The organism is Oribacterium sp. KHPX15, assembly GCF_900107835.1.
GTDB lineage: Bacteria > Bacillota > Clostridia > Lachnospirales > Lachnospiraceae > Oribacterium.
In genome coordinates, this window is the sequence record NZ_FNRG01000012.1 from 94763 (window position 1) to 106738 (window position 11976).

Genomic DNA, 11976 nt, shown 5'->3' on the forward strand with positions numbered 1-11976 from the left:
GATATGCAGTTAAGGTTAATTTATTAACATACCTCATGTAAAAATCAATAAGCGACAGCGTTTCGGAAAAAGAATGCTTCGTTTCAGTTAAAATTCAAAGGGGGAAAATCAATGAGTACAACCGTAGTTGGTATTCTTGGATTTCTGACGATCATTGCCATCGTCGTAACGCTCTTTAAGAGCAAAACTATTCCTAGTATCGCGTTCATCGTATTCCCGTCTATCCTTGCACTGATCCTGGTGCTTGGCGGATACTATAATATCGAGCAGATCGGAAAGCTCATCAAGGGTGGTTTCGGAAGTACCGGAGCAACCGCCGCACTGTTTGTATTCTCAGTGCTTTACTTTGGTATCATGACTGATGCCGGAATGTTTGACGTAATCATCGATAAGCTTATGAAGCTTGTAGGTGACAATGTTATCGGCGTAACTGTTATGACAGCCGTTATCGCTCTTATCGGACACCTTGACGGTGGCGGAGCTTCAACATTCCTTATCGTAGTTCCTGCAATGCTTCCTGTTTACAAGAAGATGCATATGAGAAAGACAACCCTTCTCAGATGTGCCGTTCTTTCAATGGGTGTTCTTAACCTTATGCCATGGGCAGGTCCTACAATGAGAGCTGCATCAGTTCTTGGTGTTGAGGCAGGACAGCTTTGGAGAACCATTATTCCTATCCAGATCTTCGGTATCGTTCTTTGTCTCGGACATGCTGTTCTTGCAGGTTTCCAGGAGAAAGCAAGAGGTGCCGGACTTAACGGTAAGCTTGCCAAGGAAGCTGTAGTTGAGGAGTCTGAGGAAGGTGCAGAGATCAAGCAGGACAATGAGCTTGCAAGACCTAAGCTTTTCGTATTCAACATCTGCCTTACAATCGCAGTTATCGCACTTCTTGTTTGGGATCAGTTCCCAAGCTATGTACCTTTCATGCTTGGTGTTGCAGCAGCAATCCTTGTTAACTACACACCTGTTAAGATGCAGAAGAAGATCATCAACCGTCATGCAGGTCCTGCTCTTATGATGTGTTCAACACTTATGGGCGCAGCTGTACTTATGGGTATCCTTGTTTATGGTTTCAATGCTGACGGCGCAGCAGCTATCGCTAAGCCGGGTGTTGAGATGCAGATCACATCTGTTGTTTCAAACATGGCTGAGATCATCACTATGATCCTTCCTGCATCACTCGGAACTCATCTTCCACTTGTTATCGGTATCCTTTCTGTTCCTCTTGCTCTTGCATTTGATACAGATTCTTACTTCTACGGAATGCTTCCTGTTATGATCGCCATCGGCGCATCCTTCGGACTTGATGCACTTCCAATCGCAATCGCAATGGTTGTTTGCCGTAACTGTGCTACCTTCATCAGCCCTATGGTACCTGCTACACTTCTTGGTGTCGGTGTTGCCGAGGTTGATATCAAGGATCACATCAAGGCATCCTTCGGATATGTTTGGGCTTTCTCAATCATCTGCATGCTCTTCGCTGTAGCAATCGGCCTTATGCCTATCTGATGAATTTATATCATTGACCATTTCTGACAGTTTGCCGGACTGTCGAAAACCTCAATTAAGAATTTTGTAAGTGTGGGGGGCTGCCCCCCCTTACAAAAAAGCGTCTCCGAGAAATCGGAGGCGCTTTTTTGCTTTATGGGAAAGTACATCAACCGGACATTCGGCATGACATATGTTCTATAGTCCTCGGGAACGGTTTCTAACCATGAGAACCATACCTGAGGACTCTTTTATTTTGGAGGGGCATCACTTTTTGGAATGGCATCATGAGCTTATTATATTTCTTCTGCCAAAGGGTTAGAAGTTAAAATCAGAATATCGGAAGAAATGATTAACTTTCAGGAGGAAAAGAATGGGAGAGTCACTTACCAGAAAAATAATAAAGTCACATTTTGCATCAGGGTCCATGACGCCGGGAGAGGATGTATTTGTAAAAGTTGATCAGACACTTACACATGATATAAATGCGGTTATGACTTATCTTGCATTTGAGCAGATAGGACTCAAGAGAGCACGTACAGAGATCTCGGTTTCAAATCTTGATCATAACCTTCTTTATATAGATTTTAAAACGCCGGATGATCACATCTATCTTCGCACTGCGGCTGAGAAGTATGGAGTTTATGTATCAAGACCAGGTAACGGAATCTGTCATATGGTCCACACCTGCAGATTTGCGGCTCCTGGAAAGCTCCTTATGGGTGGAGATTCACATACGCCTTCAAGCGGTGCTGTAGGATCTCTTGCAATCGGTGTTGGTGGTATGGATGTTGCTACTGCTATGACCGGTCTTCCCATGAGACTAACGATGCCCAAGGTAGTTAAAGTTAATCTTACTGGCCGTCTCCGTCCGGGTGTAAATGCCAAGGAAGTTGTTCTTGAAATGCTTCGCCGCGTAACCATCAAGGGCGGTCTCGGAAAGGTATTCGAATATGTGGGACCGGGAGTTGAAACCCTCGAGGTTCCGGAGAGATTAACCATTGCAAACATGGGTGCAGAGATGGGAGCAACCACTTCCATATTCCCTGCTGATAATGTGGTTAAGAAATTCATGGAAGCTCAGGACAGAGGTGATGAATTTATTGAGATGGGACCGGATCCTGATGCTGAATATGATGAGGTAATGGAGCTTGATCTTTCATCTCTTGAGCCGCTTATAGCTCTTCCTCATCAGCCGGACAATGTTATTCCCATCAGTTCTCTCAAGGAGCATCCGGTGGTTCATCAGGTATTTATGGGCTCATGCACAAACGGATCCTATTCTGACTTTGCAAAGGCAGCTCTTGTAATGCAGGGCCATCATGTAGATGAGAATGTCCAGTGCACCGCAGGTATTGCCAGCAAGCAGATTCTGAAACAGCTTATGAGGGACGGATACCTTGATATGTTGGTTGACGCCGGCGTACGTATCATGGAGCTTAGTTGCGGCCCATGCTGTGCCATCGGACAGGTTCCTCCTACAAACGGTATCGCAGTTCGTACTTCAAACCGTAATTTCCGTGGTCGCGCAGGTTCACCAAATGCCAATATTTATTTAGTTTCACCTGAGTCTGCAGCAGCTACTGCCATTAAGGGAACATTTGCATCAGCCTGGGATGTTATGGGAGACGATGTGAAGAAACTGGCAGAGGTCCATGAACCGGATCACTATTTCGTAGACGATTCCATGCTCATAAAGCCGCTTCCTGAGGAAGAGGCTGAAAAGATAGAAGTAGTTAAGGGACCGAACATCGCAAGCCTGCCTGTACCTGAGAAGCCGGAAAAGAATCTTCAGTGCAGAATCTCTCTTAAGGGTCGTGACAATATCTCTACCGATGACATTACCCCTGCCGGAGCTGAGTTCTCTTCCATGAGATCCAACATCCCTCTCATGTCAAAGTACTGCTACAACCGTTATGATCCTGAGTTTTCCGAGAGAGCGAGAAACCTCGGAAAGTCCATCATCATCGGTGGTGAGAACTATGGTCAGGGTTCATCCCGTGAGCATGCAGCCATCAATCCTATGTACCTTGGCGTTAAGTGTGTTATTGCCAAGAGCATTGCCCGCATCCATAAAGGTAATCTCATAAACCATGGCATCGTGCCCATGCTTTTTATGAACAATGAGGATTACGACAAGCTTGAGCTTCTGGATGAACTTGAAATAGACAACTTCCCTGAGCAGATCAAGACAAGAAAGGTCACCGTCCGTGACAAGACAAAGGGTATAAGTTTTGATTGTAAGCTTGAGATTTCAGACGCCGAAATGGAAACCATTCTTGATGGAGGACAGCTCAGACATCTGAAGCAGCATCTGGTGGATCAGGGAATAATAGAGGAATAAGTAAATATTGCAGTGGCATTGTGAGCGTGAAAGATATGCAATGTCGTGTAAAAAGAGAAGTTGTGGCATGAGGATGACAAGTGAGCCCAAGTACTGTTTATGTAAAATGCCACATCATCATATGAAATTAGTGAAGGAGATTTTTATGAGTTACGCGTATGTTGGCTGCAGATCCACGGAATTACGAAATGCACGTGGAAAAGGATTAAGAGTATTTGAAATCAATGATCGTACGGGTGAATGGAAGGAGATCCAAACCCTGAAAACTCTGGACAACCCGTCCTATCAATGCATGGACCTGGAGGAAAAATACCTCTATTCAGTTCATGGGGATTTCACTCAGGTTTCAAGCTACAGAATCAAAGAAGACCATACTCTGGAGCATATCAACACCATCGATACTGTGGATGGTAGGAATCCTGTATTTATCACGCCGGATAAGACCAATCAGTATCTTCTGGTTGCGACTCTTCAGGGTGGAAGAGTGTATGTTATCAAAAGAAACGATGATGGCTCACTTGGAGATATAGTGTTTGTTCATTTTGCGCCAGGTATCAAAGAAGGCAGCCACTCCTTCGCTCACCAGTGCATATGGGATCAGACACAGACTTACCTTTTTGTTGTTTATCAGGGAAGAGATCAGGGCTATGGTCAGGTCAAGGTTCTTAAGTTCAATGCTGAGGACGGAAGCCTTACACAGACAGATGAGTTCAAGGCAAGAAAGGGCGCAGAGCCTCGTCATATAGCTATACATCCCAACAACAAGTGGGCATACCTCATTAATGAATGGGGAAATACAATGGAGTATTTTGCCTTTGATCCTGAAACAGGAAAGCTTACTCCGAGACAGTATCTTCCTACACTTCCGGAGACGTATACAGGTGACGGACAGGCAAGTGCATCACTTCTCAATCAGGATGGTTCAATCCTTATCGGATCCAACCGAATGCATGAGTCCATAGTGCTTTACAGAGTAAACCAGGATACCGGATATATATCGACTCTCGGATGGTATCCGACTCTTGGGCTTACGCCCAGATTCATGACCTTCAATAAAGATTATTCAAAGTTTTACGTTGCCAATGAAGACTCCGATACTATCGTGGAATTCACTCTTGATGCAGCAAGGGGGCAGATGTATTACACAGGGAATATCATTCACACTGAGAGTCCTGTTTGCATAGTGTTTAAGGATTGATATACGAAAGAATTTTCATATTAAAAAAAGGCAATAGTTAAAAATCAACTATCACACTTATTTGAAGAGTTAGGTACAAGCCTGGATGAATATGGCTTTCACTAATCTATGGAGGAAAATTATGAATTTGGCGGTTATTTCACTTTTGGCACTTCTTGTTGCCATAGCGCTTGGATACTTTAAAAATATGAATGTTGGTATCGTGAGCATTGCACTATCAATGATACTTGGACTTTTATTTAATGTTAGTTCAAAGGACCTTCTTAAAGGTTTCAGTACGTCACTGTTTTTTCAAATGGCAGGTATCACATTCCTTTTCGGAATTGTAAAGGCCAACGGAACTTTGGAACTGACTGCCAAAAAGATCATTCATCTGGTGGGCACCAATCCTGTAGTCATATGCATTGCCACCTTTTTTATCGGCGCAGTACTCAGCGCAGTTGGTCCGGGAGCTATTCCCTGCCTTGCAATCATGCCTGTTATAGCAATTCCCATAGCGCTCTCTGTAGGCATTAACCCTATCATGCTTTCCTGTATCGGAGATCTCGGCGTTCAGGCTACAAGAATGTCTCCTCTTACACCTGAGGCTGCAGTTGTACGTGATCTTATGGAGCAGCAGGGAATCGATGGCAATACAGTTCCGCTCATGATAGCACTCGCCATTACCTGCATTATCCTTTCGGTTATTCTGTTTATTTATTACAAAGGATATAAGCCTGACACAAGTGTTGTATCATCCGTAAAAGAGGAACTTCCAAAGCTTAATATGCATCAGATAGCATCGCTTATTGGACTTTTTGTACTGGCTGTCGGTGTCCTGTTCTTCAGTTTTAATGTTGGCTTCGCGGGCTTTACCATTGGCGTTGTTCTTGTTCTCCTCGGAGCAGGAAAGGATAAGGAAGCCCTTAAGGCAGTACCCTGGAATGTAATCTTCATGGTAATAGGTGTTGGTATTCTTATGAATATTATCTCAATTTCCGGTGGAATAGACCTGATGGTGGAAGGCCTTGAAAAGGTTCTTTCTGCAAAGACAGCCTCCTGCGGTATGGGAATACTTGCCGGCGTAATGTCCTTCTTCAGTTCCGGGCTGGGAGTGGTTTTCCCGACACTTATCCCTACCGCCGGTGAGCTTGGAACAGCCCTTGGCGCAAATCCGGTTGAAATCTGTGCCGCTATAGTTATCGGTGGAACAGTTACCGGTTATTCACCTATATCTACTGCCGGAGCCCTCATGATGGCAGGTGTTGCCCAGCAGGAAAATGCAGAAGAACGCTTCCCTTCAAAGAAGATTTTTGTAGAACTTTTTGCGGTTGCATTTATAGCTATGGCACTTCTTGCGGTGCTTGCAATCATCGGAGTTTACGCAGTGGCAGTAGGCTGATTTTAATAATGTGGGATTTTAAGTTCTGCCTTACGTCCTGTAAGGAAGATAATATAAAAAGGTGATATAAAACCCTAAGGGAAAGAGGATAAAAGAGCTTCTTTCCTTTGGGGACTTTGTGCTATATTGCGAGCATACATGTTAAGATAATGAATAAATAATCTGTAAGGAAATCAGTTATAAACTGAAGGTAATATGGATTAAATACATTAACATTAATTGGAATCGGTTTCTTTTATTTTGAATAGAACGGGAGTTATTTATGAAAGACAGCGACTGGAGAATAATCAACGCATTACATGAGACACAGAGTATAACGAAAATTGCTGCAATGATGTATAAGTCTCAATCTGCCATCACAAAGAGACTTCAGATCATGGAGCAGGAACTGGATTGCAAGATAGTGGAACGTACACCATTGGGAGTTGTCTTTACAAAAGAGGGGGAGTTCCTCTACAAAGAATCCGTCAAGCATATTGCATTTGAGAATGAGGTGCTTGAAGGGCTAAGACTCATAAAGGAACAGACTAAAGAGAATATCATAATAGGCTCTGCATATACCTATACAAAGTACTCTTTATATGATGATCTTGATGGTTTTATAAAGGCACATCCCAATGTAAGCATTCGCGTTGTAAACAGGCAAAGTAACCTGCTTTATCATATGCTTATGGAGGGAAAACTGGATGTTGCATTTATCCGATCCGATTATATTGATAATGTCTACCACGAATTGATAGATCACACTGCGGGATATATCGTTTCCAAGGATCCGGTTCGGATTGAAGATTTACCTCGCATGGAGCGTATTGCTTATCAGACTAACAGTAAAACCGTGCAGAAGATTGCAGACTGGTGGCAGGAGCAGTTCGGCACAATGATTCCTGAAGCGACTGAGGATGTAGGTTATATAGAATTTGCTTTTAGGAATATTTCTTCAGGAAATAAATACCTTCTTTGCTTCCTGCCGGATAATTTTGTTAATGAATATAATCTGACACTTCAGCCAATGCTGAAGCCTGACGGCAGCAGTGTATCAAGAAAAACCTGGTTCATATACAAAAAGGAAAAGAACAGAAGAGCCATAGTGGATGAACTGATAGATTATGTGGATAAAAATGTAAAGATAAAGTGATGCGTCACTTTCTGAAATAAAGACCTCTTCATATTCATGAAATGTGGATAAGGAGGGGCTTTAATAGTAGCTATAACATAGATAAAATCATATGTTATACATAACCATATATATATTTTACTATATATCAGTCATCACATATAATTTAAATACAGACAAAAAAGGAACGACGTGAATGATTGTTAAATTTTATACAAATTAAGTACCGGCCATAAGCATAAGCTGAGGGTTGGTATTACACGATTAGTTGAGTTTAGAGCAAAAAAGGAGATGGAATCTATGGGTACAGAAGAACAGATCAAGGCAGCTGAAGCTAAGTTTGGAGATCTCATCAGAGCAGAGCTTGCTCGTATAGAGACCATGAAAGAGGACAGTGAGATTAAGGATTTTTCAAAGCTTGATCATATCAGGATCGGTATCCTTCCTGGAGACGGAATCGGACCTATCATAATGGAGCAGGCATTAAGAGTAGTTAATGAGCTCCTTAAGGATGAGATTGCTTCAGGAAAAGTTGAAATCCACATAATCGAAGGCATGACAATCGAGAGAAGATCAGAGCTTAATGAATCTCTCCCCGCTGATGTTATGGAAGAGTGCAAAAAGTGTGATGTTCTTGTAAAGGGTCCGTTTGTAACTCCGAGACCGGGCGATCCATGGCCAAACCTTCTTTCTGCAAACTCACTTCTCAGAAGAGGCCTTAATCTTTTTGCAGCTGTTCGTCCTATCAAGATGCCGGACAGAAACATTGACTGGACTTTCTTCCGTGAGAACATTGAGGGTGAGTACATCCTTGGAAATAAGGGTATAGAGGTTAATGAAGACCTTGCCATCGATTTCAAGGTTCTTACAAAGCCCGGTGCAGAGAGAATCGCTCGTGCTGCTTTTGAGTTTGCCCGCAAGAATGGTAAGAAGCATGTAACAGTTGTTACAAAGGCCAATATCGTAAAACTTGTTGACGGTAACTTTGTAAAGACTGTTCATAGAATAGGTGAGGAAGAATATCCGGACATCATCGTAGATGACAAGCTGGTTGATGCAACCGCTGCCAAGATGCTGGATCCTGAGTTCAACAAGGACATGGAAGTAGTTGTTCTTCCTAACCTTTATGGTGACATCGTAACTGACGTTGCAGCAGAGCATCAGGGTGGACTTGGTACAGCTTCAAGCTCCAATATCGGAAACAAGTATGCTCTCTTCGAGGCTATCCACGGAACAGCGCCATATCTTATGAGTCACGGACGCGGACATTATGCTAACCCATGCTCACTTATCCGTGCAATGGGCGAGATGATGGCACACATCGGTTACGCTGATCGAAAGGCTATCCTTGATAAGGCTCTTGACATCACAACCGTTACTGAGAAGAAGATCGTTCTGACAACAGAGACAAAGGATGCTTCAACAGAAGAGTTTACAGATTACCTTATTGATACAATAAAGGGTCTTGAGGGTTGATGGTAATTGGCATTTTATTTAGTGTCAGCCGGATCTGTAATCTGTATGTCGGATATAAACGGCTATATACATTCATTTATAGATGAGGATGTACTATCGTAGTGATAGTTTAAAAGTGTAAATATTCAAGCAAATAATGTGGTTCTGTATGAACGCTCTTTTCGGATTAATATTTCGGACGGTTCATACAGAACCTTTTTTAGTAAGTTGAGGATTAAAGGATATGGAATATAAAGAATACAAATACGTGCTGAAAATCGCAGAGCTTGGGAATCTCACAAAGGCAGCAGAAGAACTTTATATTTCTCAGCCGTCTTTGAGCCATTATATCGCAAGGGTTGAAGAGGAGTTGGGTGCAAAGATTTTCAACAGGAGTACTAATCCCATATCACTTACTCCTGCAGGTGAAAAATATTATGAAACCGCCAGGATGATTCTGAACCTGGATAAAAAAATGAAAAAAGAGGTTTCAGAGATCACAGAGAATAAGTCAGGGGTTATCACTTTAGGTCTTTCCCACGCCAGAGCTTCTTATATATTGCCCTATATCATGCCTGAATTTCACAAAAAGTATCCGGGTATAGATATACGGACCAATGAACAGAAATCAAGTCTTGTAGTGCTTTCTATATAGGAAAATGCGTAGTCCCCGGAGTTCCTGTCATGACACCTTTGGACAATAAAGATCTCCGCATAGTGTTAAAGTCCGGTGGATTTGGTCAGGCGGATTTCTTTGAAAGAGCGGTGAAAATCACATCAGAATCCTGAATTAAAATATGTGGGCAGTCTTTGCAGGACTTGCTTGTTCTTATAGATTTAGGGATTGATGGGAAGAATATAAAACAGCGTTTAAATAGTTGAATAGAGTTGCATCTGCGAGTTAGATACTAAAATCCGATAGGATAGAGGGAATATAAATGTCTAATAAGAGAATAGCTTTAGTGAGCATAACTGAAAATGCTGTTAAGCCAATGACTCAGTATATAAAAGAAAATGAACCGGATTATGAGGTGGTGAATTACCTTGACGGAAACCTCATGGGGAAGATAAGAAAGGAAAATGGAATGCCGGAAGAAGTCGATATGTATACGGTGCCTGAAGCTTTTAAAGCAGCGCAGGAAGGAAATATGAGTGAGTGTGATCGTATAGTTGCCGAAAAGGTTATGGAACTTGATGTCATGTATGATCAGATTGTTCTGGCGCAGATATCAATGTCAGGAGCAACCAAGCTCTGCAACCCGACTCATGCCCGTCTTATCACAAGTCTTTCCGAAGCGGTTAATCAGTTAAAAAGCGAACTGACAGAAAGTGATTCTCATCAATGATACGATCATAACTGTATCTGGGTTTTGTCTATATTATGCTCAAAACAAGCGTAAACAGATGAGCGCCACATATAAGGATATTTTGATTTTTAGTTCATGTATTTAGATGTAAATAATCATTATGGGTTCGACTTAAAGAACATATCAGTAAGGTTACAAATAGATAATTCGGGTTATTACATTTATAATGATTCGATATGGCATGAAACTGATACTAAGTCACAATTTATGTTATGATTTCATTTGTAGTCAATACTAAGGAGTTCTAAACATTATGAACATAAAATCTTTGATCGATCTTCAGGCAGTAATGTTTCTGGAGATGGCGACAGGATACATTATAAGAAGGTTCGGTATTGTAAAAGGTGAATCAAAGAAGGTGTTAACGTCGTTGATTGTATATGTAGCTTTACCATGCAATATTGTGAAAGCATTTATGATATCCATGACGCCTGAGATTATTAAGCAGGGGGCGATGATGCTTGTTGCCTCTGTTGTTATACAGATTCTGCTTGCCGTTGCAGCAGCTTATTGTTATAACTGGCTGCCTGCAAAAAAGAAGATGGTATTCCAGTATGCAACGGTTGCGTCCAATTCGGGAATTCTGGGTAATACCATTGCCGGGGAAGTATATGGTGCTTTAGGATTACTATATTCAGCATTGTATGTCATACCACAAAGAATAGTAATGTGGTCGGCAGGACTTTCATACTTCACTGAAGCTCCCGATACCAAAACAGTTATTAAAAAGATCATGAAGCATCCCTGCATAATTGCGGTGTGGCTGGGAATCATTATAATGTTTCTGCAGATTCAGTTCCCTTTATGCATTACAACCACGATACAGAATCTTGGCAATATGACATCGCCACTTACCATGATGTTCCTAGGGATAAACTTAGCGGAAAGCGGTTTTAAAAGCCTTGTGACTAAATATAGCTGTTTATATTCGGCGATACGACTCGTGATAATACCGGCAGCGGTTATGGCATGCTGCTATGCTGTACAAATGGAAAAAACGGCAGCAGGTGTAGCAATCGTCCTTGCAGCAATGCCGGCGGCTTCCATGACAGCGGTAGTAGCCAGCCAGTATGACGGTGATGTGGATTTTGCAGCAGATATTGTGGTATTTTCAACCATACTCAGTTTGGTAGTCCTGCCTGTATGGGTTATGATAGTGGCAGCAGTTTTTACATGAATGATCACGACAAATATTTAAAGAAGGTATGCTGATATTCATCGGCAAGCCTTCTTTTTCTATGTTATAAAATGTGAAAAAAGTGAAATGAAAAAAGACAAAAAATATTTCAAAAAGTGTTTGACATCTCATTCTCAAATTGCTATATTAACTGAGCGCTCAAGAGAGCGAACTAACAGAACCTTGAAAATCAAAGATCGATTAATACACAGACCCTGAAGATTCTATAAAGAAGATTCAGAAGCAGAAGATCTAAGAGATCTGAAGCGAGACCAAAAAGGTCTAAAGCGAAAATACAATCGCAGTAAAGAAAACGGACAAAACAGAAGCCAAGCTTAGTTTTGAACGGGAAGAACTTAAAGAGAGAAATCTCTTTCGTATTTAATATGAGAGTTCGATCCTGGCTCAGGATGAACGCTGGCGGCGTGCCTAACACATGCAAGTCGAACGAG

General features: G+C 42.0%; 10 protein-coding genes and 1 rRNA gene. All 11 read left to right on the forward strand.

Going from position 1 to position 11976, the window contains the following annotated elements; translation table 11 throughout:
• Positions 1–111 precede the first annotated feature (111 nt).
• Entirely contained in the window at positions 112–1509 is a 1398-nt protein-coding gene (locus tag BLV86_RS09170; protein WP_090816434.1) for a CitMHS family transporter, read from the forward strand.
• A 352-nt stretch (positions 1510–1861) separates the two neighbouring features.
• Complete coding sequence (locus tag BLV86_RS09175) at positions 1862–3832, forward strand: aconitate hydratase (RefSeq protein WP_090816436.1); 1971 nt, start codon at positions 1862–1864, stop codon at positions 3830–3832.
• A 145-nt stretch (positions 3833–3977) separates the two neighbouring features.
• Complete coding sequence (locus BLV86_RS09180; protein ID WP_031549401.1) at positions 3978–5030, forward strand: lactonase family protein; 1053 nt, start codon at positions 3978–3980, stop codon at positions 5028–5030.
• A gap of 121 nt (positions 5031–5151) precedes the next feature.
• Entirely contained in the window at positions 5152–6411 is a 1260-nt protein-coding gene (locus BLV86_RS09185; protein WP_031549403.1) for an SLC13 family permease, read from the forward strand.
• A gap of 262 nt (positions 6412–6673) precedes the next feature.
• Positions 6674–7546: a LysR family transcriptional regulator gene (locus tag BLV86_RS09190; RefSeq protein WP_031549405.1), complete on the forward strand. Its 873-nt coding sequence runs from the start codon at positions 6674–6676 to the stop codon at positions 7544–7546.
• A 279-nt stretch (positions 7547–7825) separates the two neighbouring features.
• Positions 7826–9001, forward strand: a complete 1176-nt coding sequence (locus tag BLV86_RS09195; protein WP_031549408.1) for an isocitrate/isopropylmalate family dehydrogenase — start codon at positions 7826–7828, stop codon at positions 8999–9001.
• A gap of 223 nt (positions 9002–9224) precedes the next feature.
• Positions 9225–9635: a LysR family transcriptional regulator gene (locus tag BLV86_RS09200; RefSeq protein ID WP_049962285.1), complete on the forward strand. Its 411-nt coding sequence runs from the start codon at positions 9225–9227 to the stop codon at positions 9633–9635.
• A 29-nt stretch (positions 9636–9664) separates the two neighbouring features.
• Positions 9665–9769 (forward strand): hypothetical protein, encoded by a 105-nt coding sequence (locus tag BLV86_RS18635; protein WP_139297904.1) that lies wholly within the window; start codon positions 9665–9667, stop codon positions 9767–9769.
• A 149-nt stretch (positions 9770–9918) separates the two neighbouring features.
• On the forward strand, positions 9919–10326 hold the full coding sequence (locus BLV86_RS09205; RefSeq protein ID WP_090816437.1) for a hypothetical protein: 408 nt from the start codon (positions 9919–9921) through the stop codon (positions 10324–10326).
• Between the two features lie 274 nt (positions 10327–10600).
• The gene (locus BLV86_RS09210) at positions 10601–11524 is read left to right on the forward strand and encodes an AEC family transporter (RefSeq protein ID WP_090816439.1); all 924 of its coding nucleotides are present in this window, start codon (positions 10601–10603) and stop codon (positions 11522–11524) included.
• A 382-nt stretch (positions 11525–11906) separates the two neighbouring features.
• Positions 11907–11976, forward strand: a 16S ribosomal RNA gene (locus tag BLV86_RS09215); the annotation flags it as partial.

Excerpts from the sequence above, each read along its gene's own strand:
- BLV86_RS09170 (WP_090816434.1), top strand. The coding sequence starts at position 112 with ATGAGTACAACCGTAGTTGGTATTCTTGGATTTCTGACGATCATTGCC.
- BLV86_RS09200 (WP_049962285.1), top strand. The coding sequence starts at position 9,225 with ATGGAATATAAAGAATACAAATACGTGCTGAAAATCGCAGAGCTTGGG.
- BLV86_RS18635 (WP_139297904.1), top strand. The coding sequence starts at position 9,665 with ATGACACCTTTGGACAATAAAGATCTCCGCATAGTGTTAAAGTCCGGT.
- BLV86_RS09175 (WP_090816436.1), top strand. The coding sequence starts at position 1,862 with ATGGGAGAGTCACTTACCAGAAAAATAATAAAGTCACATTTTGCATCA.
- BLV86_RS09195 (WP_031549408.1), top strand. The coding sequence starts at position 7,826 with ATGGGTACAGAAGAACAGATCAAGGCAGCTGAAGCTAAGTTTGGAGAT.
- BLV86_RS09190 (WP_031549405.1), top strand. The coding sequence starts at position 6,674 with ATGAAAGACAGCGACTGGAGAATAATCAACGCATTACATGAGACACAG.
- BLV86_RS09210 (WP_090816439.1), top strand. The coding sequence starts at position 10,601 with ATGAACATAAAATCTTTGATCGATCTTCAGGCAGTAATGTTTCTGGAG.
- BLV86_RS09205 (WP_090816437.1), top strand. The coding sequence starts at position 9,919 with ATGTCTAATAAGAGAATAGCTTTAGTGAGCATAACTGAAAATGCTGTT.
- BLV86_RS09180 (WP_031549401.1), top strand. The coding sequence starts at position 3,978 with ATGAGTTACGCGTATGTTGGCTGCAGATCCACGGAATTACGAAATGCA.
- BLV86_RS09185 (WP_031549403.1), top strand. The coding sequence starts at position 5,152 with ATGAATTTGGCGGTTATTTCACTTTTGGCACTTCTTGTTGCCATAGCG.